The organism is Enterobacter cloacae complex sp. SHL021 (assembly GCF_049237765.1).
Lineage (GTDB): Bacteria > Pseudomonadota > Gammaproteobacteria > Enterobacterales > Enterobacteriaceae > Enterobacter > Enterobacter cloacae.
Map to the genome: position 1 here is coordinate 172,122 of NZ_JBMKJG010000008.1, position 25,220 is coordinate 197,341.

The following is a 25,220-nucleotide window of genomic DNA, read 5'->3' on the forward strand; positions in this document are numbered from 1 at the left end:
GCCGTCGAATTAAAAGACAGGAATAAATGATGAAAAGCAAACTCACAACGTTAACCCTGGCACTCGCTGCGCTCACGATCAGTTCCACCGTAGCCGCGAAAACGCTGGTGTATTGCTCCGAAGGGTCTCCGGAAAATTTTAATCCTCAGTTATATACCTCGGGTACCAGCGTGGACGCCAGCGCGGTGCCGGTCTATAACCGGCTGGTCGATTTCAAACCTGGCACCACGGAGCTGGTGCCGAGCCTCGCAGAGCGCTGGGAGGTGAGCGATGATGGCAAGGTCTATACCTTCCATCTGCGCAAAGGGGTGAAATTCCAGAGCAATAAGTCCTTTACGCCAACGCGCGACTTTAATGCCGATGATGTGATTTTCTCGTTTATGCGCCAGAAGGATGCGAATCACCCTTACCATAACGTCTCTAACGGCAGCTATTCCAACTTTGAAAGTCTGGAGTTTGGCAGTTTAATCACCGCGATTGATAAAGTGGATGACCATACCGTGCGCTTTACCCTGGCGCACCCGGAAGCGCCATTTGTCGCCGATCTGGCGTGGTATTTTGCCTCCATTCTTTCGGCGGAATATGCCGACGCGATGCTCAAGGCGGGCACGCCGGAGAAGGTGGACATGGAGCCCATCGGTACCGGCCCCTTTAAGCTGGCGCAATACCAGAAAGACTCCCGCATCCTGTTCACCGCCTTCCCGGACTACTGGCAGGGGAAATCGAAGCTGGATCGGCTGGTGTTTACCATTACGCCGGATGCGTCGGTCCGTTTTGCCAAAATCGAGAAAAACGAATGTCAGGTGATGCCGTTCCCGAACCCGGCCGATCTGCCGCGGATGAAGGCGAACAAGGATATCAATCTCATGAGCAAGGCGGGGCTGAATACCGGCTTCCTGGCGTTCAATACCCAGAAGCCTCCGCTGGATAATGTGAAAGTGCGCCAGGCGCTGGCGATGGCCATCAACAAACCGGCCATTATTGACGCCGTGTTCCACGGCACTGGCACGGCGGCGAAGAACCTGCTGCCGCCGGGGGTATGGGGGGCCGACAGCGAGCTGAAGGATTACGAATACGATCCCGAAAAAGCCAAAGCGCTGTTAAAAGAGGCCGGTTTTGCCAACGGTATCAGCATCGATTTATGGGCGATGCCGGTGCAGCGCCCCTATAACCCGAATGCGAAACGCATGGCGGAGATGATTCAGGCGGACTGGGCGAAGGTGGGCGTACAGACCAAAATCGTTACCTACGAATGGGGCGAGTACCTGAAGCGAGTGAAGGGCGGCGAACATCAGGCCGCGCTGATGGGCTGGACCACGGCGACCGGCGATCCGGACAACTTCTTTGGTCCACTCTTTACCTGCACCTCGGCGAACGGCGGTTCAAACTCGGCCAAATGGTGCTACAAGCCGTTTGATGACATCATCGCCGAGGCAAAATCGATAACCGATCATGACAAACGCGTGGCGCTGTATAAGCAGGCTCAGCAGTTGATGCACGATCAGATGCCCGCGGTGATGATCGCCCATTCCACGATTTTTGAACCGGTTCGTAAGGAAGTTACGGGATACGAAATCGACCCGTTTGGCAAACATATCTTCTGGCAGGTTGATATCAAACCATGATTTTCCACTGCCCGTCGCATGGCGGGCAGACTTTTCGCAAATTGTGCTCCCGGCATCATTTTTTGTCACAACAAACCCGCCTGACTTTTGCTATAACTTCAAATGCATACTTGCAGATAACATGGAAAATCATCATGCGTACTCACACTTTTTTTAAAGTTGCAGTGCTTTCTGGTCTGTTGGCGCTGGCGGGGTGTTCATCCAAGGTCGCCGCGCCTGAACAATACTCCGGCTTTTTGAAAGATTACTCAGGCTTGCAGCAAACGACATCCGCAACGGGTAAACCAACCCTGCGTTGGGTCGATCCTTCTTATAACGAAGCAAATTACGACAGTATCATCTGGACGCCGATTACCTATTATCCGGCACCTAAACCGACCACCCAGATTGGTCAACGTACGCTTGATGAGCTGTTAAATTACACCAATAACAAAATGAAAACCGCGATTGGCCAACGCAAGCCAATTGTGACGACGCCGGGCAAACACAGCCTGATTTTCCGCGGGGCGATCACTGGGGTGAGCTCGCAGAAAGAAGGTCTGCAGTTCTATGAAGTGGTGCCTGTTGCGCTGGTGGTGGCAGGTACGCAGATGGCAACCGGCCATCGCACCATGGATACCCATCTCTATTTCGAGGGTGAGTTGATTGATGCGGCGACGAACAAACCGGTAATCAAGGTTGTTCGTAAAGGTGAAGGTAAAGAGCTGAACAACGAAAATTCACCAATGACCTTCGCGACGCTGAAGCAGGTTGTTGATGACATGGCGACGGACGCCACCATGTTTGATGTGCATAAAACAGCGAAATAATCATATACGGCCTGCAAGCGCAGGCCGTTTTTTTATGCCGTACGCAGGCGTCTGAACCAAGTTTCCGGTCTGGTAAACATCACCATATTCCCGCCCAGAATCAGCAGTAACCCGATAATGCCGTTAATGTGCCAGACGTAGCCTTCATACACGGTGGAGATGGACAGCGCCACCAGCGGGAAGAGCAGGGTACTGTAGGCCGCTTTGCCCGGACCAATGCGTCCGACCAGGGTGAAGTAGGCACCAAAGGCAATCACCGAACCAAACAGGGCCAGATAGACCAGCGCCCCCATGTAGCTCATCGTCCATTGCGGCGCGAAGCTGTCGCCTCTGAACAGCGCGATGCAGCCCATCACCAGCGTGCCGTAGAGCATCGCCCACGCGTTGGTGGTCATCGTCTCTAGCCCTCTGCGCTGATGCCGCATGCTGATCATGTTGCCCAGCGAGAAGCCGTAGGTCCCGAGTGCGGAAAGGCCAATGCCCGTCAGCAGCGATACGCTCCAGCCGCTGGCCAGCAGATCGTCCCAGAAGAGGGTGATGATCCCCACCAGACCCAGGGCGGCCGCTGTCCAGAAACGCGCGGGTGGGCGTTGCCCGAAGAAAATAAAACTGTTGATGGCGTTATAGAGCACCGCCATGGAAAATATCACCGACTCCAGGCCAGTGTTAATATGCGCCGCTGCCGTGTAAAAGCACCAGAAGTTGAAGCAAAACACGCAGCATCCTTGCAGTACGCAGAACAGATGATCCCGCAGCGCCAGTTTACGCAGGCGACCAAGCGCCATTAGCACCACCATCATCGTGGCGCTGGCCAGCGCAAAACGCCAGAAAATGGACACCGGGGCCGCCACAGGACCCTGCTGCAGGAAAATTGCAATCCAGGTGGTTCCCCAGATAACCACCACCAGTCCGTATAAAAATGCGTTCATGTTGTCTCTCTTCTCAAACCACGGAAACCCACAGTATGGCGACGAGGGCGTTGACAGGCTTTCACCGTCCTGCGACGGACTTGCAAAATCTTGCGCTTTTTTCTGTTCCGGGGTCTGGCAACGTGAAGCAACAATTCTTAGACTGACATTCTGATTCACAGACGCGCTAACGGTTATGTCACACGCTTACGATACCTTTGAAACGCTACGCCAACAGAACGCCGTGCTGCGGGAAACCGTTGCGCTCAATTCCGGTATCCAGCTGGCGGCGTGGTACAACAAGCGCGACACGATCACCGTAAAAAGCAATCATCACACCCTGAGCCTGTACGTGGCGGACGGTTATGAGAGCTATCAAAAAACGCCGGGCGGCTGGAAAAACGGCGGCGGGCCGGATCGTTTTTGTCTGATGCCGAAAGAGAGTGAATCGACGTGGGATATTCGCGATGACCTGTCGTTTGTCCACCTCTACTGCACCGATGACCATCTGCGCGATGTGGGTGAAAAAATCTGGGACAAACGCCCGCTGTCGTTGACGCTGGATGAAAAAATCTTTGGCAGCGATGCAAAAATCACTGCGCTCTATCGTCAGTTTTTGCTCGGCTGTGACTGGCAGCAAAAAGCCAACCAGCTGACGCTCAGCACGGCCTCGACGCTGCTGCTGACCCATCTGCTGCAGAACTATTCGAATGTGCAGTGGAAACTGCCGGTGGTCACCGGCGGGCTATCGCCGTTTGTACTGCGCAATGTGCTGGCCTTTATCGAAGAGAACCTTGCTCAACCGCTCACGCTGGCTGAACTGGCGGCGCAGGCCGCGCTCAGTGAGTACCATTTTGCCCGCATGTTCCGCCAGTCGACGGGGCTGGCACCGCACCAGTACGTGATGCAGCGCCGCATGGAGAAAGCCAAAACGCTGGTGCAGCATACGGCGACGCCGCTGACGGATATTGCACTCGCCTGTGGATTTAACTCCGCCAGCCACTTCAGCAACCGCTTTCGCAGCGTGATGGGGATGACGCCTTCACAGCTACGCGCGGCGAAGACGTGATAAAACGGCGAAGCACACGCCTCCCAGCACCAGCCCCCAGAATGCAGAGCCAATCCCGAGCAGCGTCACGCCGCTGGCGGTCATTAGAAACGTGACAATCGCCGCGTCACGCTCCGTTTCGTTATGCAATGCCTGATACAAATTCCCGCTGATGGTGCCCAGCAGCGCCAGGCCTGCCAGCGTCTGGATCCAGCTCGGCGGCAGGGCCGCCATCAGCCCGGTAAGGGATCCCCCGAATACGCCCGCCAGCAGATAAAAACCGCCTGCCGCCATCGCTGCCAGCCAGCGTTTACTGGCATCCGGATGCGCATCCGGGCTCTGGCAAATGGCTGCGGTAATGGCTGCAATGCAGATGGAGTAGACGCCGAAGGGCGAAAGCAGCAGCGCCAGCCCGCCGGTCGCGATCATCAGCGGAGATACCGCCAGTGGATAGCCCGACGCTTTCATCGTGGCGACACCGGGCGCATTTTGCGACGCCATGGTCACGAGGAAAAAGGGCAAGCCGATACTGACCAGGCTGGTGAGGTTAAACGCCGGTGCAATAAACTGTGGCATGACGAGGGAAAGGGTGAGTCGGTTTGTGACAACGTCACCGCCCGCCCAGGCCACCACGCTCCCTGTTATCAGAGTCGCCACAATGGCGTAGCGTGGTGCCAGCGCTTTGGCGACCAGCCATGCCGCAATCATGCTGCCGCACAGCAGAAAATGGCCGTCAAGGTGACTGAACGTCTGCAGGCCAAAGCGCAGCAATACGCCTGCCAGCATCGCGGCGGCAAGCGAATGGGGAATGAGTTTCATCAGGCGGGCGAAGAGTCCGGTCAGGCCGCACAGTAAGATCAGCCCATTGGCGAAAATGAAAATGCCGATGGTTTCTGCAAGCGTTATCCCGTGCAGACTGGTAGCCAGCAGCGCCGCGCCGGGGGTTGACCAGGCGGTGAGCACCGGGGCTTTATACCACCATGACAGGGCGAGCGTACTGATCCCCATGCCGAACCCCAGCGCGGTCATCCAGCCGGCGATCTGCTGTGCGCTGGCACCTGCCGCGGCAGCAGCCTGCCAGATGATGGCGGCCGAGCTGGCATAACCGACCAGAACGGCAACAAATCCGGCAAGAATGGCGGGAAAAAGAGGGGCTGACTGGCGCATAATATCTCCGTTGTGCGTTATAACGTCCGCAATAAGGTAGCACTGTGCGTTATAGCGTACAAGTGGTATGCTTACCCCCTCGGGAGGAAACATGGAAATCACACAACATCTTGCTACAACACTCAAGACGCAGCGCCAGGCGCGCGGCTGGAGCCTGTCAAAGCTGGCAGAAGAGACGGGGGTGTCAAAAGCCATGCTGGGACAGATCGAGCGTAATGAATCCAGCCCAACGGTGTCGACGCTGTGGAAAATTGCCACGGGGCTAAACGTCCCGTTCTCGGCGTTTATCACGCCGGAGGCAGATCGGCAGGCGGTGTTCGACCCGCAGCAGCAGGCGATGGTGGTGAAACCGCTGTTCCCGTGGGATGAGACGCTGAAGTTCGATCATTTCTCCATCACCCTGGCGCCCGGCGCACTGAGTGAATCCACGCCGCACGAGGCGGGGGTGATTGAACACGTGGTGGTGATAAGCGGTGAACTGGAGATGAAAATTGACGGCGAATGGCGAACCCTTTACCCCGATCAGGGCGTGCGTTTTGCCGGGGATAAACCGCATGCCTACCGCAACAGCAGCAGCCGACCGGTGCATTTTCACTCCCTGATTCATTATCCCCGCTAAAGGCTCGCAAAACTGTTTCGCTGATGCATACTTCTGACTACAATAGCCGCCATTTTGACCATAACGGATAACGACGAAGTATGCGCCTGCAATCCCATCATCTTGAACTATTAAGCCCGGCCCGCGATGCCGCCATCGCCCGTGAAGCGATCCTTCATGGGGCTGATGCCGTCTACATTGGCGGTCCTGGCTTCGGTGCCCGCCATAACGCCAGCAACAGCCTGAGCGATATTGCCGAGCTGGTGCCGTTCGCCCACCGTTTTGGGGCGAAAGTGTTCGTGACCCTGAACACCATTCTGCATGATGATGAACTGGAGCCTGCGCAACGTCTGATCACCGATCTCTACCAGACCGGCGTGGATGCCCTGATTGTTCAGGACATGGGCGTGCTGGAACTGGATATTCCGCCAATTGAACTGCACGCCAGTACCCAGTGCGATATTCGCACCGTGGAGAAGGCGAAGTTTCTCTCCGATGCGGGCTTTTCCCAGATCGTGCTGGCGCGCGAGCTGAACCTGAATCAAATCCGCGATATTCACCAGGCGACGGATGCCACCATTGAGTTCTTTATCCACGGTGCGCTGTGCGTGGCGTATTCCGGGCAGTGCAATATCTCCCACGCGCAGACTGGCCGCAGCGCCAACCGCGGTGACTGCTCTCAGGCCTGCCGTCTGCCGTATACCCTGAAAGACGATCAGGGCCGCGTGGTCGCGTTCGAAAAACACCTGCTGTCCATGAAGGACAACGATCAAACCGCCAACCTGGGCGCGCTGATTGATGCCGGTGTACGTTCCTTCAAGATTGAAGGTCGCTACAAAGACATGAGCTACGTGAAGAACATTACCGCCCATTATCGTCAGATGCTGGACGCCATTATTGAAGATCGCGGTGACCTGGCGCGCGCGTCTGCCGGTCGCACCGAGCATTTCTTTATTCCGTCGACGGATAAAACCTTCCACCGCGGCAGCACGGACTACTTCGTCAATGCCCGTAAAGGCGATATTGGCGCGTTTGATTCACCGAAGTTTATCGGTTTACCGGTGGGTGAGGTGCTGAAGGTCGCCAAAGATTATCTCGACGTGTCGGTGACCGAACCGCTGGCGAACGGGGATGGTCTGAACGTGATGATCAAACGTGAAGTCGTGGGCTTCCGTGCTAATACGGTGGAAAAGACCGGTGAAAGCCGCTATCGCGTCTGGCCAAACGAGATGCCTGCCGATCTCTATAAAGCACGTCCTAACGCCGCGCTGAACCGTAACCTTGACCACAACTGGCAGAAGGCGCTGCTGAAAACCTCCAGCGAGCGTCGCATTGCGGTGGATATCGAGTTAGGTGGCTGGGAAGAGCAGCTGATCCTGACCATGACCTGTGAAGACGGCATCAGCGTCACGCATACTCTCGACGGTCTGTTTGAGGTGGCGAACAATGCAGAAAAAGCCCTCAATAGCCTGAAGGATGGCGTGGCGAAGCTGGGACAGACCATTTACTATGCGCGCAACATTGCGGTAAATCTGCCGGATGCGCTGTTCGTGCCAAATAGTCTGCTGAACCAGTTCCGCCGGGAAACGGCAGAGATGCTGGATGAGGCGCGACTGGCGAATTATCCGCGCGGCAGCCGCAAGGCGGAAACCGTGCCAGCGCCCGTTTACCCCGAGTCGCATTTATCGTTCCTGGCGAACGTGTATAACCATAAAGCGCGCGAGTTTTATCATCGCCACGGCGTGCAGTTAATTGATGCTGCCTATGAGGCGCACGAAGAGAAGGGTGATGTGCCGGTGATGATCACCAAACATTGTCTGCGTTTTGCCTTTAATCTTTGCCCGAAACAGGCGAAAGGCAATATTAAGAGCTGGAAAGCTACGCCAATGCAGCTGGTGAATGGCGACGAGGTGCTGACCCTCAAATTTGATTGTCGTCCGTGTGAAATGCACGTTATTGGCAAAATGAAAAACCATATTTTCAAAATGCCGCCACCGGGCAGTATTGTTGCCTCCGTGAGCCCCGACGAACTGATGAAAACCCTGCCGAAACGTAAGGGTAATTAATTAACGAAAGTGAGTACCCGGTTTGCGCGATTTTTGCCACAGGTGATGTTCGCGCAAACCCTCTGCTGATTCCTCCGCTGCGCTGCGTAATTCATCACTGTCTGCCTCGTGCCGAAGTTGATGATCAACATTCTTAACCCACAAATATTCATGGCCATTGTGTCCCGCCATCAGCTCGCCGGAAAACAGGGCGCAGACCAGTATCATAAGCGTTAACCCCTTTTTGAACATGGACTTCCCCTTCAATAAAAATGCCACGCTAGCATGAACGTAGTTTCGTAGGGTTATTATTGGCATTTTCAAATTAGCGCAAAGAATATGTCATGTTGCGCGAACAGGATATATTTTGCGCGTAGTGAGATTTTTCCTAAAAAAGAATTATCTTTGTCATACCCTAAAATTTGGTATCAAAATATGGCAGAGGTTTAAGGATTAATCTTATATAATAAGATTTCTCTGACAAAGGAATGGATCTGATTCAATGAAAAAAGTCATGTCAATAGCGCTTCTGGTGGTTGCCGTTGGGGCTGTTGTAGGTATGAACGTTAACTGGAGTGGCGAACCGGATTATATTCAGTCAGCGGAAGCTCGGGTCGGTTCTTATTTAACCAGCGACTACGGACGTGTGGCGTGTAATAGCAAGCAAATTGATGACGAGCGTTGGGAATTAGGGTGTACCAATCCGTCGAAAAGTAAAACATTTCAGTTTGCTGTTTTCTCAGCAGATAAAGCACCGTATGGCGTCTCGCGTCCATTCTATCTGGAAGCGATTAACGATGATGCAAAACAGAGCGCGGAACAGGGCCTGATGCGCTACCTGCAAATTAATACCAAAGCGGGTTAATGGCTCTGTTTAGCTTTCGTTGAGTTCAGGCATGTTAGGTTGTTATTGATCCGCTGCCCGGCATGGAGTGTCGGGACGTAGACATGAAAATACAAATCTATCCATGCAAGCATTTACCGCCAGATTATGGCGGTTTTTTTTTGCCTGCGAACCGGCCATCAGCGTGGCGGGCGGGCAAACTGTTTACGGTACTGGGCAGGGGAAAGCGCGAACTGCTGGCGGAAATGGTGACGCAGGGTCGCTGCCTGTCCAAATCCGGTTTGTTCAGCAATGCTGTCGATGCTGAGACGGCTGCTCTCAAGATAATCTTTTGCCCGTAACAGTCGTTCATTAAGCAGCCAGCGCGCAGGCGTGGTGCCTGTGGCAGCCTGAAAGCGGCGCAGAAAGGTGCGCTGGCTCATGCCGACGCGACGCGCCAGCGAATCCACGCTGTGAGAAACGCTCAGGTGATTGTGCAGGAAGTCGAACAACTGTCCCAGACGCTGGCTCTCCCGCAGCTGTGCCACCGGGCGACTCAACTGCTGCGGCTGGGAGCCATCCCGGTGGGGAGGGATCACCAGACGGCGCGCGACGCTGTTGGCGGTTTCCATACCGTAATCCCGTCGCACCACGTGCAAACAGAGATCGATGCCTGCCGCGCTTCCTGCAGAGGTCAGAATATCGCCTTCATCCTGATACAACACATCCTCGACCACGCCGATCGCCGGATAACGGGCTTTCAGCGCCTCAATATAGCGCCAGTGGGTGGTGGCTTTACGCCCGTTCAGCAGACCCGACGCGGCCAGAACAAACACCCCGGAACAGATAGAAAGCAGCTGGCAACCGCGCGCATTGGCCCGGCGTAAGGCCTCGGAGAGCGCCGCGGGAACAGGCGCATCCATCCCTCGCCAGCCCGGCACAACGATCAGGTCTGCCGATTCCAGCAAATCAAGCCCCCCGTCGGTCAGGATGCGGATCCCACCGGTTGCCCGAAGCTCACCGTCATCAATGCCCGCCACCGCAAAACGATACCATTCGTCGCCCAGCTCGGGACGTGGCAAACCGAAGATTTCCACCGCCACGCCAAATTCAAAGGTACACAAACCGTCATAGGCCAGTACCACCACCTGCGGGCGGGAAACCTGTCTTAAGTTTGTCATCTTTTTGCTGTTTTCTGGCATAAGCGGACGCATTCACGTGATCAATTTCTGGATAGAGTAGTGTTAACACAAACGCCAAAGATGAGGAAGGATCATGAGTTATGTTACTGAATTTCCGGCTGCCGAGCCGCAGGAAGCCGTTACCCATTTTCTGCGTCGCCTGAGCGTCGAAACAGACTGTGCCGATGTGCACCATGCGCTGACGAATAACGAGCAGGACTTTGTGTTGCTGCATGTTGTCGGGAAACCTGAGCAGTTTGCCCGTCGTCATGTGCCCGGCGCGATACATATGCCCTGGAGCCAGATCACTGAGGCGCGCATGGCGCAGTGGCCGGCCAATACGCTGTTTGTGGTGTACTGCGCGGGGCCGCACTGTAACGGCGCGGACAGAGCCGCACTGAAGCTGGCGCGTCTCGGACTGCCCGTGAAAATCATGATTGGCGGCATCACCGGCTGGGAGGACGAACAGTACGCGTTTGCCAGTAGCGAAACCGCTGCCGCGTTGTGAACATGAATAAATTTCAACTGTCGTGAAATTTTCTCGTTTGCCGGGATACAGCAGGTATGTCATCTTTTTTGGACATTTAGACATCCAGAAGTCTAAAACTTCAAGAGATGAATTATCACTGCTGGCAATTATCGCCGGCAGACAGAGGAGATTTCCATGCAGCGACAGCACGCACCATACCGCGCCGATGTAGTCGGCAGTTTTTTACGCCCGGATGCCATCAAACAGGCTCGCCAGCAGTTTGCCCGCGGTGAGATTGATGCCGGGCAGCTTCGCGCGGTGGAAGATGACGCGATCCGCCAGGTGGTCGAACAGCAGTGTGCCTGCGGCCTGCACGTGGTCACCGACGGTGAGTTCCGTCGCGCCTGGTGGCACTTCGATTTCTTCGATGGTCTGCAGGGGGTTGAGCGTTACGATTCACAGCAGGGCATTCAGTTCAACGGCGTGCAGACCAAAGCGCACGGCGTGCGCGTCACCGGCAAGCTGGGCTTTGGCGATCATCCGATGCTGGAAGACTTCCGCTATCTGAAAAGCATCAGCGGCAACGCGCAGCCAAAAATGACCATTCCCAGCCCGAGCGTGCTGCACTTCCGTGGCGGTCGCAAAGACATCGATGCGACTGTCTATCCTGATCTGAATGACTATTTTGACGATCTGGCCACCACCTGGCGCGACGCCATCCGGGCCTTTTATGATGCAGGCTGTCGCTACCTGCAGCTGGATGATACCGTCTGGGCCTACCTCTGTTCGGATGACCAGCGTCGTCAGATCCGCGAGCGCGGGGAAGATGCCGATGAGCTGGCGCGTACCTATGCCCGCGTGCTGAACAAGGCGCTGGAAGGAAAACCAGACGATTTGACCATCGGTCTGCATGTCTGTCGCGGTAACTTCCGCTCCACCTGGATTTCCGAAGGCGGCTATGAGCCGGTGGCCCAGGTGCTGTTCGGCACGGTGAACGTCGATGCCTTCTTCCTGGAGTACGACAATGACCGTAGCGGTGATTTCGCGCCGCTGCGCTTTGTCCGCCCGGGCAAGCAGCAGGTGGTACTTGGGCTGATCACCACCAAAAATGGCGAGCTGGAAAACCCTGAAGGGGTGAAGGCGCGCCTGGAGGAGGCGGCCAGATACGTGGCGAAAGAGCAGATCTGCCTCAGCCCGCAGTGCGGTTTTGCCTCCACCGAAGAGGGCAACACCCTGAGTGAAGCCCAGCAGTGGGACAAAGTGCGTCTGGTCACGCAGATCGCCAGCGAAGTCTGGTAATCCCGTCGTCACAGCGCTGCATTATAAAAGTGCAGCGCTGTACCATTCTGAGTCGTTCTCTTTACATCCCGCGTTACACATCCTGCAATAGCACGTTATTCATCCTGGCATCCTTTTTGCTCCTGTTTCGCTGAGACATTTTTCCGCGTCCATGCCGTAACGGACGTCTTCGCACAGCGTTCTTTTTCAGGAGTGAAAATATGCACCGTCGTACATTATTAAAAGCCTTCGCGTTGTCTGCGTCAGTCGTTGCTATGGGGATGAGTTTTGGCGCACAGGCGGCCGATACCATCAAAGTGGGGATTATGCATTCGCTCTCCGGCACGATGGCGATCTCAGAAACGCCGCTGAAAGATGTCGCCCTGATGACGATTGACGAGATCAACGCCAAAGGCGGGGTGCTGGGTAAAAAACTGGAGCCAGTGGTGGTTGACCCGGCCTCTAACTGGCCGCTGTTTGCCGAAAAAGCGCGTCAGCTGCTGAGCCAGGATAAAGTGGCCGTGGTGTTTGGCTGCTGGACCTCGGTGTCTCGTAAATCCGTACTGCCGGTATTTGAGGAGCTGAACGGTCTGCTGTTCTATCCGGTGCAATACGAAGGCGAAGAGATGTCGCCGAACGTCTTCTATACCGGTGCGGCGCCAAACCAGCAGGCCATTCCGGCGGTGGAGTACCTGATGAGCGAAGACGGCGGTAGCGCTAAACGCTTCTTCCTGTTGGGCACGGATTATGTCTACCCGCGAACCACCAACAAGATCCTGCGCGCCTTCCTGCACTCCAAAGGCGTGGAAGACAAAGATATCGAAGAGGTCTACACCCCGTTCGGGCATAGTGACTACCAGACCATCGTCGCCAACATCAAGAAATTCTCCGCAGGTGGTAAAACCGCGGTGGTCTCCACCATCAACGGTGATTCTAACGTCCCGTTCTATAAAGAACTGGCTAACCAGGGGCTGAAAGCAACCGATGTCCCGGTGGTGGCGTTCTCCGTTGGCGAAGAGGAGCTGCGCGGGATTGACACCAAACCGCTGGTCGGCAACCTGGCCGCGTGGAACTACTTCGAGTCCGTCGATAACCCGACCAACAAGGCCTTCGTGGCGGACTATAAAGCCTATGCCAAAGCCCATAAGCTGCCTAACGCCGATACCGTAGTCACCAACGACCCGATGGAAGCCACCTATGTTGGGATCCACATGTGGGCGCAGGCGGTAGAGAAAGCAGGCACCACCGACGTGGATAAAGTGCGCGCGGCCATGGCCGGACAGTCCTTTAAGGCACCCTCCGGCTTTACGCTCACCATGGATGCCACCAACCATCACCTGCATAAGCCGGTCATGATCGGTGAAATCGAAGGTAACGGTCAGTTTAACGTGGTCTGGCAGACGGAAGAGCCGTTACGCGCCCAGCCGTGGAGCCCGTTCATCGCCGGGAATGATAAAAAGCCCGATCAGCCGATGAAGACCGCCAGCAACTAAGCCATTACTGCAGGGAGAAAAGTCATGAACGCCATGCGCATGATGATCGCTATTGTATGGCTTACCGGACTGCTGCCAGGGATGGCGCAGGCATCGGATGCCGATCAATTTGTTGCCGCCAGCCGCAGCCAGCAGGCGGATATGCTGACCCGCTGGGCTCTCGCGCCGGATGCCGCAAGACTGCCGTTACTGCAGGCGCTGCAAAACGAAAATCTGTTTGCCGATAGCCAGAAACATGCCTTTGCGCGACGCAATGGCGAGATGGTGGCGCTGGGAGATTCCCCTGCTGCAGAAGGGCAAACCAAAGCCGTACGCCTGACCAACCGTCTGCGGGTACTGGCCGCCACGGCCAACGCTACGCATCAACTTATCAGTGACAACGTCACGCAGCGGCGTGCCGCCGCGCGCCAGTTACAGCGGGATGCGCAGCCGGAAATGATCGGCCTCCTGCAAACGCGGGTAAGCAGTGAAACGGACGATGTGGCGCGCCAGTCGCTGCTGCTGGCGCTGGCTAATCTCCAGCTCGCCAGCCCACAGGCTGACGTGCGTCTTCAGGCTATTGAACGACTCGGGCAATCTGACGACCCGGACGTGCCATCCCGACTCACGCCATATACCCAGACGCAAACCGAACCGGATCCCCGCGTACGTGCCGCCGCCGGGGAGAGCCTGAGCCAAATCCAGCACCGTCTGATGTGGGGCGATCTCCTCGGGCAGGCGTTTATGGGGCTGTCGCTGGGCTCGGTCCTGCTGCTGGCGGCGCTGGGACTGGCAATTACCTATGGGCTGCTGGGTGTCATCAACATGGCGCACGGCGAGATGCTGATGCTTGGGGCGTACGCCACGTGGATGGTTCAGCAGATCATGGCCAGCGTCACGCCTCAGTGGCTGGCGCTGTATCCGGTCGTCGCGCTGCCTGTCGCCTTCTGCCTGACCGCAGGCATCGGGATGATCCTTGAACGCACCGTGATCCGCCATCTCTACGGTCGTCCGCTGGAGACATTACTCGCCACCTGGGGTATCAGCCTGATGCTGATTCAGCTGGTACGCATGACGTTTGGCGCACAAAACCTGGAGGTGGCAAACCCGGCCTGGCTGTCCGGCGGGGTGCAGGTGTTTGCCAACCTGACGCTACCGTGGAACCGCATTGTGGTATTGGGCTTTGTGCTAATGGTGCTGTTCTTCACCTGGCTGGTCCTGAATAAAACCCGTCTCGGCCTGAACGTGCGTGCGGTAACGCAAAACCGCAGCATGGCGGCCTGTTGCGGGGTGCCGACCGGACGTGTCGATATGCTGGCGTTTGGTCTGGGCTCCGGCATTGCCGGTTTAGGCGGCGTGGCGCTCTCCCAGCTGGGCAACGTCGGGCCGGAACTGGGCCAGGGTTACATTATCGACTCCTTCCTGGTGGTGGTTCTTGGTGGCGTCGGACAGCTGGCGGGGAGCGTGGCGGCGGCGTTTGGCCTTGGGATCTTCAACAAAATTCTTGAGCCGCAGATGGGGGCCGTGCTGGGCAAAATCGTCATTCTGGTGGCCATTATTCTGTTTATTCAGAAACGTCCGCAGGGATTGTTTGCGCTGAAAGGGAGGGTCACTGACTGATGAGCCAGCCACTTACCTTAAAACTGGCGCGAAAAGCGCCACGCACAACGCAGATTGCAGGCAGCCTGCTGGTGGCGTGTTTGCTGATATTGCCGTTCTTTGCGATGTTGCCCGCCACCCATCCGCTGGCGCTGTCGACCTGGATGCTGACGCTGCTCGGCAAAATCCTGTGCTACGCCATCGTTGCGGTGGCGCTCGATCTGGTATGGGGATATGCCGGTATGCTCTCGCTGGGCCACGGGATCTTCTTCGCCTTGGGCGGATACGCCATGGGGATGTACCTGATGCGCGAGGCCGCGGGCGATGGGCTGCCCGCATTTATGTCGTTTCTCTCCTGGAGTGAACTGCCGTGGTTCTGGTGGGGAACCCAGCACTTTGCCTGGACGCTGGTACTGATTGTGATGGTGCCGGGGCTGCTGGCGCTGGTGTTTGGCTGGTTTGCCTTTCGCTCAAAAATCAAAGGGGTTTATTTCTCGATCATGACGCAGGCCCTGACTTACGCGGGAATGTTGCTGTTCTTTCGCAACGAAACCGGGTTTGGTGGCAATAACGGTTTTACCGGTTTTACCACGTTGCTGGGGTTCTCCATCACCGCGACCACGACCCGTATCGCGCTGTTTCTGGCGACCGTCATGTTGCTGCTCCTCACGCTTGGCATCGGCATTGCCCTCGCCAGAAGCAAGTTTGGCCGTATTCTCACCGCCGTGCGCGACGCTGAAAACCGCCTGACGTTTTGCGGCTACGATCCGAAGGGATTTAAGCTGCTGGTATGGACGCTTTCCGCCATGCTGTGTGGCCTGGCGGGAGCGCTCTATGTGCCGCAGGTCGGGATTATTAACCCCGGTGAAATGTCGCCGACCAACTCCATTGAGGCCGCCATCTGGGTGGCGCTGGGCGGCCGCGGCACGCTGGTTGGCCCGGTCATTGGCGCGGCGCTGGTGAACGGCGCGAAGAGTTTCTTCACCGTCGCAATGCCGGAATACTGGCAGCTGTTTCTCGGGCTGATTTTTATCGCGGTTACGCTGTTTTTACCGCGCGGCGTCTACGGCCTGTTTCGCAAGGGAGAGAAATAATGCAGCCAGCCGAAGGATTATTCACTCGCCAGTTGCCCGGGGATCGCTATCGCGAGCAGACGGACCCGGTGCTGCAACTGGATAAGATCAACGTTAACTTCGATGGGTTTCAGGCGCTGACGGATCTCACGCTGAACATCGGCGTGGGGGAGTTGCGCTGCGTGATTGGCCCAAACGGCGCGGGAAAAACCACGCTGATGGACGTCATCACCGGCAAAACGCGGCCAAAAAGCGGCAAAGCCGTTTATGACCAGTCGGTAGATCTGACCCAGCTTGAGCCCGCCGCCATTGCGCGCCAGGGGATTGGCCGCAAGTTTCAGAAACCGACGGTATTTGAGGCTTTGACGGTATGGGAAAACCTTGAGATCGCCATGAAAACCGACAAGTCCGTCTGGGCAAGCCTGCGGGCCAAACTCAACGGCGAACAGCGCGATCGTATTGATGAGATGCTGGTCCTGCTGCGGCTCGCCGGTGAACGCGACCGCCGCGCCGGACTGCTTTCGCACGGGCAGAAACAGTTCCTCGAGATCGGAATGCTGCTGGTCCAGGATCCGCATCTGCTGTTGCTGGACGAACCCGCCGCCGGGATGACGGACGCGGAGACCGAGTACACCGCCGAGCTTTTCCGGACCCTGGCAGGCAAGCACTCGTTGATGGTGGTTGAACATGACATGGGGTTTGTTGAAACCATTGCCGATCGCGTGACCGTACTGCATCAGGGACAGGTGCTGGCAGAAGGCTCGCTGCGCGAGGTACAGGCCAACGAGCAGGTAATTGAAGTCTATCTGGGACGCTAAGGAGCCTTGATGTTACAGGTTAACGAACTGAATCAATACTACGGTGGAAGCCATATTCTGCGCGGCGTGAGCTTTGAGGCCATCACCGGCGAAGTGACCTGCCTGCTGGGGCGCAATGGCGTGGGTAAAACCACGCTGCTGAAGTGTCTGATGGGGCTGATCCCGGCGAAAACGGGTGAGGTTATCTGGCTGGGGAAAAAGATCACCCACAGCAAGCCGCACCAGCGGGTGCAGTCTGGCGTGGCGTATGTACCGCAGGGACGTGAGATTTTCCCGCGCTTAACCGTGGAAGAGAATCTGCTCATGGGGCTCTCGCGCTTCTCAGCCCGCGAAGCAAAACATGTCCCGGAGGAAATCTGGCAGCTTTTCCCGGTATTAAAAGAGATGAAGCATCGACGCGGAGGCGATCTCTCTGGCGGACAACAGCAGCAGCTGGCGATAGGTCGCGCCCTGGCGAGCCGTCCGCAGTTGCTGATCCTCGATGAACCCACCGAAGGCATTCAGCCCTCGGTGATTAAAGAGATTGGCCACGTGATCCGCCAGCTTGCAGACCGGGGGGACATGGCGATCCTGCTTGTGGAGCAGTTTTATGACTTTGCGGCAGCGCTGGCAGACAGCTATCTGCTCATGTCTCGCGGCACCATTATCCAGCGAGGACGGGGAGAAAACATGGAGCAGGAGGGCGTTCGCGGACAGGTTGCGATCTGAAATGTTATAATATAACATCTTCATTCTTATAAAAACGGAGTGAGGATACTGTTGTGGCTGCACATATTGGAAAATTTGCGATGACTCTGGGGGCGCTGCTGGTCAGCGGCCAGCTGTTTGCCCACTCACACGGTCACCAGATGGCCGAAGCGGAGCAAAAGGCGGCAAACGGCGTGTTTGCGGACAAAGACGTTAAGGATCGGAAACTGTCGGACTGGGACGGCACCTGGCAGTCCGTTTATCCCTTCCTGCTGGATGGCTCGCTGGATCCGGTCTTCAGAAAGAAGGCGCAGAAGGACAATAAAACGTTCGACGAGATCAAAGCCTATTACCGCACGGGGTACGCCACCGATGTGGAGGCTATCGGCATCGAAAATAACGTCATGGAATTCCATAAAGGTAAAGAGGTCAGCCGCTGTCAGTATGATTACAGCGGGTACAAAATTCTGACCTACGCGTCAGGCAAAAAAGGTGTTCGCTATCTGTTTGAGTGTAAGGACGCGGGCAGCAAGGCACCGAAGTTTGTTCAGTTCAGCGACCACACCATTGCGCCAAAAGCCTCATCCCACTTCCACATCTTTATGGGCAATACCTCCCACGAGGCACTGCTGAAAGAGATGGATAACTGGCCGACCTATTATCCAAACGAGATGTACAAAGAGCAGGTGGTGGAGGAGATGCTGCACCACTAGGCTGTTGCTGTTGCCGGGTGGCGGCTACGCCTTACCCGGCCTGCGATCAGGGTTTTGTAGGTCGGGTAAGCGCAGCGCTACCCGACACGCAATCTTCACGCTTCACGCTCATTCCACGCAGGATCATCAGCCAGGCAATGACGATAGCCGCCATCATAATCATAAACAGCGACCAGTGCGGCAAATGGGTCAGGATGATGCCGGTGATCATCGGGTTGGCCGCCGCGCCGAGCCAGCCCAGCGCCTGAGCGGAGAAGTAGCTTGCTTTCATACCCGGCGGGGCGATGTTGTCGATCAGCATATATTCACCCGGTGCATAAATAATCTCACCCAGCGTAAAGATGGCGGCGGCGATGCCCCAGTAAATCAGGTTTTCTCCGGAGATCATAAAGCCACCCAACCCCACGATAAAAAACAGGGTGGCGGCTGTCATCAACGGGCGAATATTACTGGCAGAGATTTTGCGTCCGAGTGCGTACTGCAGCGTCACCACCACTGCGGCATTGACGGGCAGAACCACGGCGACCACCTTTTCGGCGAAATCACTGTCTGCATGTGCAGCCAGAACATACTGCGAAATACAGCTCGCGAACGACCCGCCGACGTATGACGCGAGCAGGCCAGAGAGCGTATACCAGAACAGCGCGCGGTCTTTCAGCAAAACAGACGGCTGCCACGTTGTCTTCTGCTCCGCGGCATCTAACGCAATGCTTTTTTGCACAAAGAAGTGGATAAACCCCAGCGGCAGAGCGGCACAGAACGCGGCCAGCCAGAACGGCAGCTGCAGGCTGTACATCACCAGAAACGTGCCAAGAGGCGGCCCGATCGTCCAGCCGATGTTCAAAAAACTGTAGTTCAGCGAAAAAACGCGGGCTTTTTCACTGGAGGTCAGCACGTCGGAGAACCAGGCTTTCAGCACCGTCGAGAACACAGAATAGGCACAGTTGATTAACGAAAAGAACAGCACCACCAGGGTGACGTTATTGACCAGCGGGATCGCCACAAAACCGGCGATAAACGCCACAATCGCGATCAGCATGTAGCGCTTTTTATCGAACTTATCGGCCAGAATGCCAAATCCCAGGCTGAATACCACGCCGATGGTCAAGGCAATGGTCAGGGCATAACCAATATTCTCGACGCTCATGTTAAACACGCGCGTGAGATAAATAGTCATAAACGGCAGCGTAGCGCCACGACCGATGGTTAATAACAATGACGATGCCAGCAGCGCTGCGGTTGAGCGCCTGAGAGATGGTTTCATATTCCTGCCCGACAAATGCTTATGCTTTTTTATAGTGTGTCCTAAAAGGAGTATCACGACATAAGAGGCTTGTATAGCGCCCAATTTATCCGTAAGTGCTTCAACTGCCTGCCAGAATTAATGATCTTCTCGCGACGCACTTTTTTCTGTTACCTTGAAGTGTTAACAAATTATTAATAATTCAGGGGCAGGGTATGACGCGTAAAGACGGATTGCTGGCACTGCTGGTGGTCATCGTATGGGGACTTAATTTTGTGGTCATCAAAGTGGGATTGCATAACATGCCCCCGCTGATGTTGGCCGGTTTGCGCTTTATGCTGGTCGCCTTCCCGGCACTGTTTTTTGTTGCCCGCCCGAAAATCCCGCTAACGCTGCTGCTGGGTTATGGCCTGACCATCAGCTTTGGCCAGTTTGCGTTTCTGTTCTGCGCCATTAAGTTTGGTATGCCTGCCGGTCTTGCCTCGCTGGTGCTGCAGGCGCAGGCGTTCTTCACCATCATTCTTGGTGCGTTTGTTTTTGGCGAGCGTTTACAGGGCAAACAGCTGGCGGGGATCACTCTGGCCGTGTTTGGCGTGCTGGTGCTGATTGAGGCCAGCCTGAACGGCCAGCACGTGGCGTTGCTGGGCTTTATGCTGACGCTGGCAGCGGGGTTGAGCTGGGCCTGCGGCAATATTTTCAACAAGCTGATCATGCAGCATGAAACACGCCCGCAGGTCATGTCGCTGGTGGTCTGGAGCGCGCTGATCCCGATTGTGCCGTTTATGGTGGCCTCGCTGATTTTTGATGGCCCGGCGGTGATGCTGACGAGTCTGGTTGAGATCGATCTCACCACTATTCTTTCACTGGTCTACCTGGCGTTTGTCGCCACCATTATCGGGTACGGGATCTGGGGTTCTCTGCTGGGGCGCTACGAAACCTGGCGCGTGGCGCCGTTATCGCTGCTGGTGCCGGTTGTCGGGCTGGCGAGCGCTGCAATTTTGCTGGACGAAAAGCTTAGTGCATTACAGCTGCTCGGCGCGGTGCTGATCATGGCCGGGCTGTATATCAACGTGTTTGGCTTACGCGTGCGTCGGGCGGCGCGAGTGCGGAATTAGGGCAGAAAAAAGCCCCGCATCGGCGGGGCAAAACGAATCAGAAGCCGTGCTGATTATAATAAGGCACGCCTAATTCGTCGGATTTGTCGCTACCAGACCCCATGTGGTTGAAATCATAAGGGGACTGGCTATGTGCTGACGGCAAAATCATCGTGTCATGATTATTTTGCTGCGTTGCACGAGGGGGTTGCTCCGCGAAGGTCTGGCTGGAAAAGAGCACCAGCAAGGCGAGGGCGGCGGAGGCGGTAACGTTCATGATTTCCTCGGTTACGTCTTTACAGGCGATGATTAACTACAATGTTTTAGCGGATAAAGGTATCGGGATTCACCCGGCACGCTGGTGATACGATACTTATGAGGCGGCACGTCGAAGTAGTTCTTAAACGTACGCGTCAGGGTCTGTTGCGATTCAAACCCGTATCGCTCCGCCAGATAAAGGATCGGTTCATTACTTTCTTTCAGTTTTTGGGCAATTTCCGTCAGCTTGCGGCTGCGAATATATTGACCTAATGAATGACCGGTCTCTTTTTTAAACATCCGTTGCAGGTGCCATTTGGAGTAACCTGAACGCTCTGACACTTTTTCAAGGGAGAGCGGCGATTCCAGGTTATCTTCGATCCAGTCCAAAATGCTATGAATAGTGATAGCGTCAGTATTGCGTCTGGACATCGTCATACCTCTTTTTCTGTTTACGGCAGTATTTTCTTAAGCAAAAGCTCAAGCGTTGCCACTTCCTCTGCCGTTAAGTTTTTTGTTAGTTCCTGATGCAGTGTTTGTCCTACTAATTGATGACATTGTTCACACATATCCGCACCGTCGCTGGTGAGTGTCACCAGGACGCCGCGCTTGTCATTCGGGTTAGGGCTTCGTTCTATCCATCCTTTACAGACGAGACGATCCAGCATGCGGGTCAGCGCGCCCAGATCGACAGAGAGCACCTTTTTTAACTCAACCGGGGTGATACACACCTGGCAGCGAATGGAGCACAGCACTTTAAACTGCGTTGCGGTGATATCCAGCGGCGACAGATAGTCATTCAGCAGGCGGTCTTTTTTCTGATTAACCAGATGAATAAGACGACCCAGCGGAACAACGTCGTTGAAGATATCATTGGTGCTTTTCACAATGGTTGCCCTGGCAAGTAGTTTAATCACGGCAGATATTATTGCTCAGGCAAGTATAAGTCAACTGAATGGATCTGCGGATGCCACGAATTGCTAAAACGTTTCATTCATGTTGCGGAGGAGTTGACTGACACCCCTGGATGCCAGTCAACGAGGGAGGTTATACATCTGCAGGATAGGGTAGACCAAGCCGCTCAAACTGCTCAGCAGGCGCGTCGTTTTCAATAAGCAGACGAATGAGCAAGGCTATCATTCGCGCTTCCGTCGTGGGATCGTCCAGGGGTGACTCTTGCTGCGGGTCGGTCTGTAGATCGAACAACAAATTTCCGCTTTGGTTAACACCTTTGTATTTTTCTTTTGCCGGGATCCGCAGCGTTTGCAATCCCTTCGTGAAGCTGAAGGGGGCGGCAAGAGAAAGGTGCCTGAGTTCTTCTATATTGTAACGGGTGTTCATCTTAGCTGGCATCAGGGTGTAGTTGGCAATTCGATCTTCCAGGCCAGGCACGGCCGCTCGCATATACACATAGCGGCCATCAGTTACGTTCACATGACCGCTAAAGACGCCAAACAACGCGGCTTCTCGTACTGGTTTATCAGTATCGACTGTCTCTGCAAGAGGTAAACCCTGCATATCTTCAGGGATGGGGAGATTGAAATAATCCAGCACAGTGGGTGCCCAGTCGATCATTTGTACCAGCGCATCGCGTTCAACGGCCTGTTGCCGGATGCGTGGATCCCAGATAAACAGAGGATTGTTTGCCACTTCGTTATAATACGGCATCTGATTCTTCGCCCACCAGCCGTGTTCTCCCAGCAGGAAACCGTGATCGGTACCCACAATCAACAGTGTGTCATGCCAGAGATCGCATTTATCCATCATATCAAGCAGGCGCCCCAGGTTGCGGTCGCACATAGAAAGCAGGGCACGGTACTGGCATCTGATATGCTGAACGGCTTCTGGACTCTCCTCAACTTTACCCCGCGGCCAGTCGTAATGCGGACCAGTCCATTCATCCTGATAAAGTGCCAGGTACTCATCGGGGCTATGAAACGGTTCGTGAGGATCGAAGGTTTCGATTTGAAGTAACCAGTTATCCTGATGTTGGTTTTTCTCGATGAAATCGCAGCCCGCATCAAAGACCCGTGTTTGCGGGAAATCTGCTTCCTGCTGAATATACTCCCGATTAGCCCAGTCGTGACGCCACAGGCCTGAAACACCACCGCCGGTCTGTTTCTGAGGAACGCGCAAAACGTCAGGTATGGCGGGGTCGCCGACACAGCCTTTCCAGTGATCGCCTTCCTGACCGCGAACAATCTCCCATGAGCTGTAACGATTGTGATAGTTACCGCCACCGTCTTCCCAGTAATGAAGATGATCGCTGATTAAGTGTGTATAAATTCCCGCTTCTTTAAGCAGTTCAGGCAGAGAATCGTCAAAGGGCTCCAGCGGTCCCCACTCCCGGTGGAGAAAATTATAACGTCCGGTATGCAACTCACGGCGAGCAGGCATACAGGGCATACTGCCAACGTAGCTGTTGTTGAACATTGCGCAGTGCTCAGCCAGACGCTGAAAATTAGGTGCCTGGGTTACCGGATCGCCATAAGGGGGAAGATAATGTTTGTTAAGACTATCGAAAAGCAGAATGATCGCTTTCATGTTGATCCTTTAACTGGCCTTGATGAGATGGGGAAAGTGCTTTTCAATGACTTCGGTAATTTGTTTACCTATGGTTTCACCATCCATAATATTTTCAATCGGAATAAGATATTGGCCTTCTGATGGATCAAGACTTACAACATCCACCAGTTTTTTAGAAATAGCATAAATATCTGCCCATTCTGCATAGCCGCCGACCTCACCCGCCGCTGTATGTTTCATTTCGTATTCAAAATGACAGTTAGCCAGAGCTTTTTTAACGACGATTTGCAACATGACACTACTGCCAACGCCATAGCCACACACGAACAGAATGTTGATTTTACTTTTCATATACACGTCCTTTCAGGAGGGGGTTAGGCCGCATAGGGGCCAAGGTTGAATGTGAGTGCGATATATTTCAGAATTTCACAGATAGCTGGCCATAAGGTTGCCCAGTCGAAAATACCTGTCCAGCCAACGCCTTCCGCTGCTAAACCCGTCAGCGGAATAGCCCATACGGTGCCAAATGTCTGAATTATGCCAAGCAGGAAGGTGCTGATTATTACGGAGCGGTATCCCCCCATGCGGTTTGCTAATACACCAATAGGGCCGCCTGAGAAAAATAGCGGAACAAAACCCGGTAGTACCATGATGGGACTCTGCGTGAACAGCAAAACGCCCATCGCGAAAATTGTGCCAAAGGTACAAAATATAAAACCCAATGTTGCAGCATTCGGAGAGAAAGGAAGCAATGCAGCAACATCCACGGCGGGGATTGCATTCGGTATAAAACGATCCTGCCAACCTTTAAAGGAGGCATTGATCTCACCGACCATCATTCTCACGCCTTGCAGCAGGATCACCATATACATAGAGAACTGAAGGCCAAGGTTGATAATATAAATATACCAGGGTTTACCTTTCGCCATGATCTGTACGTTTTCAATACCCGTTGACAGCAGGAAACCGCCAACAAAAAGGGTCATGACAATCGCAATTGCAGTCACGTTATGGTTAAAAATAGCCAGCCAGCCCGGAAGTTTGAGATTCTCGGCGTCATGTTTTTCTGGATCGCCAAACTTATGCGCAAATAACGAGAAAAACCAAATACCAAGCATCTGGTTGTGGGCAATGGTAAAACCGGCATTGTTAGTTATTTTTGCCACCGGTTTCACAATCAGGGTCGTCGCAAAAGCCCAGAACAAACCCGTCAACACACCAGCGATAATGATGGAGGGGACCCAGCCCAGACCGAGCCAAAATACGATAAGCCAGAGTACCGCCTGAGAGTGTGAAACCCCGGTATTTCCGGTTAAGAATATCCCCTTAACATGGGTGTAACGGCCAAATAAAACGAGAAGAAGGTTTGTAAAAAAAGCCAGTACGAAAACATACCCCACAAAGCCAAAATTATCCCCAAGGGCAATTTGGGTTGCCGCTTTCATGGCATAGGAATCCATTAAATAGCCATGAATGCCATACGATTGACTCACGGCTTCTGCGACGGGTTTAAACGTTGCTGAAAACTGAAACCCGCCAAAAAGCACCATCATCAACCCCACCATGGCACTGATCATGCCGGTAATGATTTTGATCGGCGGTTTTTTATCTAAAATATAGCCGAGACCCACAAGGAGCCCGATCAAAATAGCAGGTTCAGTGAGAAAAGATTGTATTACGTTAATCACGTCTGAAAACATAGTCGGGTTAGCCTCCATTATATCGTCTGCTCAATCTGCGCAAGGCGATACACGTTAAAAATATTATTTTGCAGAGCAGCCACTTT

Annotated in this window: 26 protein-coding genes; 15 read left to right on the forward strand and 11 right to left on the reverse strand. The window is 54.7% G+C overall.

Annotation, left to right across the window (positions count from 1 at the left end; all coding sequences use genetic code 11):
• Positions 1–29: 29 nt before the first annotated feature.
• Both ACOTZF_RS10410 and ACOTZF_RS10415 read left to right on the forward strand, forming a co-directional pair.
• Positions 30–1,625: an ABC transporter substrate-binding protein gene (locus tag ACOTZF_RS10410; RefSeq protein WP_129251874.1), complete on the forward strand. Its 1,596-nt coding sequence runs from the start codon at positions 30–32 to the stop codon at positions 1,623–1,625.
• A 134-nt stretch (positions 1,626–1,759) separates the two neighbouring features.
• Complete coding sequence (locus ACOTZF_RS10415; RefSeq protein ID WP_129251665.1) at positions 1,760–2,434, forward strand: DUF3313 domain-containing protein; 675 nt, start codon at positions 1,760–1,762, stop codon at positions 2,432–2,434.
• 32 nt (positions 2,435–2,466) lie between these two features.
• Here ACOTZF_RS10415 and ACOTZF_RS10420 read toward each other — a convergent pair whose 3' ends face one another.
• Positions 2,467–3,363 carry a DMT family transporter gene (locus ACOTZF_RS10420; protein WP_129317607.1) on the reverse strand — a complete coding sequence of 299 codons (897 nt, stop codon included), beginning with the start codon at positions 3,361–3,363 and terminating at the stop codon, positions 2,467–2,469.
• A 175-nt stretch (positions 3,364–3,538) separates the two neighbouring features.
• On the opposite strand from ACOTZF_RS10420, the gene ACOTZF_RS10425 reads away from it, so the two are divergent.
• Positions 3,539–4,411, forward strand: coding sequence for a helix-turn-helix transcriptional regulator (locus tag ACOTZF_RS10425; protein WP_047351779.1), 873 nt, complete (start codon positions 3,539–3,541; stop codon positions 4,409–4,411).
• Here the strand turns inward: ACOTZF_RS10425 and ACOTZF_RS10430 are convergent.
• Positions 4,391–5,752 (reverse strand): benzoate/H(+) symporter BenE family transporter, encoded by a 1,362-nt coding sequence (locus tag ACOTZF_RS10430; protein ID WP_306768560.1) that lies wholly within the window; start codon positions 5,750–5,752, stop codon positions 4,391–4,393. The genes ACOTZF_RS10425 and ACOTZF_RS10430 overlap by 21 nt on opposite strands.
• On the opposite strand from ACOTZF_RS10430, the gene ACOTZF_RS10435 reads away from it, so the two are divergent.
• Together ACOTZF_RS10435 and ACOTZF_RS10440 are read left to right on the forward strand one after the other, a co-directional pair.
• On the forward strand, positions 5,649–6,176 hold the full coding sequence (locus ACOTZF_RS10435; protein WP_038419400.1) for a helix-turn-helix domain-containing protein: 528 nt from the start codon (positions 5,649–5,651) through the stop codon (positions 6,174–6,176). The two genes, ACOTZF_RS10430 and ACOTZF_RS10435, sit on opposite strands and share 104 nt — an antisense overlap.
• An 80-nt stretch (positions 6,177–6,256) precedes the next feature.
• A complete protein-coding gene (locus tag ACOTZF_RS10440) occupies positions 6,257–8,221 on the forward strand; it encodes a peptidase U32 family protein (protein ID WP_129317609.1) in 1,965 nt (654 codons plus the stop codon).
• On the opposite strand, the gene ACOTZF_RS10445 is transcribed toward ACOTZF_RS10440, so the two are convergent.
• Positions 8,222–8,452, reverse strand: a complete 231-nt coding sequence (locus tag ACOTZF_RS10445) for a DUF2554 family protein (RefSeq protein ID WP_129251667.1) — start codon at positions 8,450–8,452, stop codon at positions 8,222–8,224.
• A 250-nt stretch (positions 8,453–8,702) separates the two neighbouring features.
• Between ACOTZF_RS10445 and ACOTZF_RS10450 the strand changes: the two genes are divergently transcribed.
• The gene (locus ACOTZF_RS10450) at positions 8,703–9,065 is read left to right on the forward strand and encodes a hypothetical protein (protein WP_023619540.1); all 363 of its coding nucleotides are present in this window, start codon (positions 8,703–8,705) and stop codon (positions 9,063–9,065) included.
• 158 nt (positions 9,066–9,223) lie between these two features.
• Here the strand turns inward: ACOTZF_RS10450 and ftrA are convergent, their stop codons facing one another.
• A complete protein-coding gene (ftrA, locus tag ACOTZF_RS10455) occupies positions 9,224–10,225 on the reverse strand; it encodes a transcriptional regulator FtrA (RefSeq protein WP_108453254.1) in 1,002 nt (333 codons plus the stop codon).
• Between the two features lie 73 nt (positions 10,226–10,298).
• On the opposite strand from ftrA, the gene ACOTZF_RS10460 reads away from it, so the two are divergent.
• The 8 genes from ACOTZF_RS10460 to zinT all read left to right on the forward strand — a co-directional run bounded on the left by ACOTZF_RS10460 (position 10,299) and on the right by zinT (position 18,313).
• The gene (locus ACOTZF_RS10460; RefSeq protein ID WP_129251668.1) at positions 10,299–10,712 is read left to right on the forward strand and encodes a rhodanese-like domain-containing protein; all 414 of its coding nucleotides are present in this window, start codon (positions 10,299–10,301) and stop codon (positions 10,710–10,712) included.
• A 156-nt stretch (positions 10,713–10,868) separates the two neighbouring features.
• On the forward strand, positions 10,869–11,972 hold the full coding sequence (locus ACOTZF_RS10465) for a cobalamin-independent methionine synthase II family protein (protein WP_013096637.1): 1,104 nt from the start codon (positions 10,869–10,871) through the stop codon (positions 11,970–11,972).
• A 200-nt stretch (positions 11,973–12,172) separates the two neighbouring features.
• Entirely contained in the window at positions 12,173–13,444 is a 1,272-nt protein-coding gene (gene urtA / locus ACOTZF_RS10470; RefSeq protein WP_040020850.1) for an urea ABC transporter substrate-binding protein, read from the forward strand.
• A gap of 24 nt (positions 13,445–13,468) precedes the next feature.
• Positions 13,469–15,043 (forward strand): urea ABC transporter permease subunit UrtB, encoded by a 1,575-nt coding sequence (gene urtB / locus ACOTZF_RS10475; protein ID WP_129317610.1) that lies wholly within the window; start codon positions 13,469–13,471, stop codon positions 15,041–15,043.
• Positions 15,043–16,116 (forward strand): urea ABC transporter permease subunit UrtC, encoded by a 1,074-nt coding sequence (gene urtC, locus ACOTZF_RS10480; protein ID WP_040020854.1) that lies wholly within the window; start codon positions 15,043–15,045, stop codon positions 16,114–16,116. The genes urtB and urtC overlap by 1 nt, the downstream gene beginning before the upstream one ends.
• On the forward strand, positions 16,116–16,913 hold the full coding sequence (gene urtD / locus ACOTZF_RS10485; RefSeq protein ID WP_013096633.1) for an urea ABC transporter ATP-binding protein UrtD: 798 nt from the start codon (positions 16,116–16,118) through the stop codon (positions 16,911–16,913). Before urtC ends, urtD begins: the two co-directional genes overlap by 1 nt.
• Before the next feature lie 9 nt (positions 16,914–16,922).
• Positions 16,923–17,621 carry an urea ABC transporter ATP-binding subunit UrtE gene (gene urtE, locus ACOTZF_RS10490; RefSeq protein ID WP_129251670.1) on the forward strand — a complete coding sequence of 233 codons (699 nt, stop codon included), beginning with the start codon at positions 16,923–16,925 and terminating at the stop codon, positions 17,619–17,621.
• A gap of 53 nt (positions 17,622–17,674) precedes the next feature.
• Positions 17,675–18,313, forward strand: coding sequence for a metal-binding protein ZinT (gene zinT / locus ACOTZF_RS10495; protein WP_129251671.1), 639 nt, complete (start codon positions 17,675–17,677; stop codon positions 18,311–18,313).
• A 46-nt stretch (positions 18,314–18,359) separates the two neighbouring features.
• On the opposite strand, the gene ydeE is transcribed toward zinT, so the two are convergent.
• Positions 18,360–19,577: an efflux MFS transporter YdeE gene (gene ydeE / locus ACOTZF_RS10500; RefSeq protein ID WP_048972147.1), complete on the reverse strand. Its 1,218-nt coding sequence runs from the start codon at positions 19,575–19,577 to the stop codon at positions 18,360–18,362.
• Positions 19,578–19,771: 194 nt separating this feature from the next.
• On the opposite strand from ydeE, the gene eamA reads away from it, so the two are divergent.
• Positions 19,772–20,671: an O-acetylserine/cysteine exporter gene (gene eamA, locus ACOTZF_RS10505; protein WP_013096629.1), complete on the forward strand. Its 900-nt coding sequence runs from the start codon at positions 19,772–19,774 to the stop codon at positions 20,669–20,671.
• Between the two features lie 37 nt (positions 20,672–20,708).
• On the opposite strand, the gene marB is transcribed toward eamA, so the two are convergent.
• From marB to ACOTZF_RS10535, 6 genes are all read right to left on the reverse strand, one after another.
• Entirely contained in the window at positions 20,709–20,927 is a 219-nt protein-coding gene (gene marB / locus ACOTZF_RS10510) for a multiple antibiotic resistance protein MarB (RefSeq protein WP_013096628.1), read from the reverse strand.
• Positions 20,928–20,959: 32 nt separating this feature from the next.
• On the reverse strand, positions 20,960–21,340 hold the full coding sequence (gene marA / locus ACOTZF_RS10515; protein WP_008502237.1) for an MDR efflux pump AcrAB transcriptional activator MarA: 381 nt from the start codon (positions 21,338–21,340) through the stop codon (positions 20,960–20,962).
• Positions 21,341–21,360: 20 nt separating this feature from the next.
• A complete protein-coding gene (gene marR, locus ACOTZF_RS10520) occupies positions 21,361–21,795 on the reverse strand; it encodes a multiple antibiotic resistance transcriptional regulator MarR (RefSeq protein WP_129317611.1) in 435 nt (144 codons plus the stop codon).
• A 160-nt stretch (positions 21,796–21,955) separates the two neighbouring features.
• A complete protein-coding gene (locus tag ACOTZF_RS10525) occupies positions 21,956–23,452 on the reverse strand; it encodes a sulfatase (protein ID WP_129251673.1) in 1,497 nt (498 codons plus the stop codon).
• 9 nt (positions 23,453–23,461) lie between these two features.
• Positions 23,462–23,785: a PTS sugar transporter subunit IIB gene (locus ACOTZF_RS10530; protein WP_038980660.1), complete on the reverse strand. Its 324-nt coding sequence runs from the start codon at positions 23,783–23,785 to the stop codon at positions 23,462–23,464.
• A 23-nt stretch (positions 23,786–23,808) separates the two neighbouring features.
• Positions 23,809–25,152 (reverse strand): PTS sugar transporter subunit IIC, encoded by a 1,344-nt coding sequence (locus ACOTZF_RS10535; RefSeq protein ID WP_129251674.1) that lies wholly within the window; start codon positions 25,150–25,152, stop codon positions 23,809–23,811.
• Positions 25,153–25,220: the final 68 nt, after the last annotated feature.

What these genes read in the sequence shown, in the direction of transcription:
- ACOTZF_RS10410 (WP_129251874.1), top strand. Translation starts at nt 30, where the DNA reads ATGAAAAGCAAACTCACAACGTTAACCCTGGCACTCGCTGCGCTCACG.
- ACOTZF_RS10415 (WP_129251665.1), top strand. Translation starts at nt 1,760, where the DNA reads ATGCGTACTCACACTTTTTTTAAAGTTGCAGTGCTTTCTGGTCTGTTG.
- ACOTZF_RS10420 (WP_129317607.1), bottom strand. Translation starts at nt 3,363, where the DNA reads ATGAACGCATTTTTATACGGACTGGTGGTGGTTATCTGGGGAACCACC.
- ACOTZF_RS10425 (WP_047351779.1), top strand. Translation starts at nt 3,539, where the DNA reads ATGTCACACGCTTACGATACCTTTGAAACGCTACGCCAACAGAACGCC.
- ACOTZF_RS10435 (WP_038419400.1), top strand. Translation starts at nt 5,649, where the DNA reads ATGGAAATCACACAACATCTTGCTACAACACTCAAGACGCAGCGCCAG.
- ACOTZF_RS10430 (WP_306768560.1), bottom strand. Translation starts at nt 5,752, where the DNA reads ATGGCTTTTGACACCCCCGTCTCTTCTGCCAGCTTTGACAGGCTCCAG.
- ACOTZF_RS10440 (WP_129317609.1), top strand. Translation starts at nt 6,257, where the DNA reads ATGCGCCTGCAATCCCATCATCTTGAACTATTAAGCCCGGCCCGCGAT.
- ACOTZF_RS10445 (WP_129251667.1), bottom strand. Translation starts at nt 8,452, where the DNA reads ATGTTCAAAAAGGGGTTAACGCTTATGATACTGGTCTGCGCCCTGTTT.
- ACOTZF_RS10450 (WP_023619540.1), top strand. Translation starts at nt 8,703, where the DNA reads ATGAAAAAAGTCATGTCAATAGCGCTTCTGGTGGTTGCCGTTGGGGCT.
- ftrA (WP_108453254.1), bottom strand. Translation starts at nt 10,225, where the DNA reads ATGCCAGAAAACAGCAAAAAGATGACAAACTTAAGACAGGTTTCCCGC.
- ACOTZF_RS10460 (WP_129251668.1), top strand. Translation starts at nt 10,299, where the DNA reads ATGAGTTATGTTACTGAATTTCCGGCTGCCGAGCCGCAGGAAGCCGTT.
- ACOTZF_RS10465 (WP_013096637.1), top strand. Translation starts at nt 10,869, where the DNA reads ATGCAGCGACAGCACGCACCATACCGCGCCGATGTAGTCGGCAGTTTT.
- urtA (WP_040020850.1), top strand. Translation starts at nt 12,173, where the DNA reads ATGCACCGTCGTACATTATTAAAAGCCTTCGCGTTGTCTGCGTCAGTC.
- urtB (WP_129317610.1), top strand. Translation starts at nt 13,469, where the DNA reads ATGAACGCCATGCGCATGATGATCGCTATTGTATGGCTTACCGGACTG.
- urtC (WP_040020854.1), top strand. Translation starts at nt 15,043, where the DNA reads ATGAGCCAGCCACTTACCTTAAAACTGGCGCGAAAAGCGCCACGCACA.
- urtD (WP_013096633.1), top strand. Translation starts at nt 16,116, where the DNA reads ATGCAGCCAGCCGAAGGATTATTCACTCGCCAGTTGCCCGGGGATCGC.
- urtE (WP_129251670.1), top strand. Translation starts at nt 16,923, where the DNA reads ATGTTACAGGTTAACGAACTGAATCAATACTACGGTGGAAGCCATATT.
- ydeE (WP_048972147.1), bottom strand. Translation starts at nt 19,577, where the DNA reads ATGAAACCATCTCTCAGGCGCTCAACCGCAGCGCTGCTGGCATCGTCA.
- eamA (WP_013096629.1), top strand. Translation starts at nt 19,772, where the DNA reads ATGACGCGTAAAGACGGATTGCTGGCACTGCTGGTGGTCATCGTATGG.
- marB (WP_013096628.1), bottom strand. Translation starts at nt 20,927, where the DNA reads ATGAACGTTACCGCCTCCGCCGCCCTCGCCTTGCTGGTGCTCTTTTCC.
- marA (WP_008502237.1), bottom strand. Translation starts at nt 21,340, where the DNA reads ATGTCCAGACGCAATACTGACGCTATCACTATTCATAGCATTTTGGAC.
- ACOTZF_RS10525 (WP_129251673.1), bottom strand. Translation starts at nt 23,452, where the DNA reads ATGAAAGCGATCATTCTGCTTTTCGATAGTCTTAACAAACATTATCTT.
- ACOTZF_RS10530 (WP_038980660.1), bottom strand. Translation starts at nt 23,785, where the DNA reads ATGAAAAGTAAAATCAACATTCTGTTCGTGTGTGGCTATGGCGTTGGC.
- ACOTZF_RS10535 (WP_129251674.1), bottom strand. Translation starts at nt 25,152, where the DNA reads ATGGAGGCTAACCCGACTATGTTTTCAGACGTGATTAACGTAATACAA.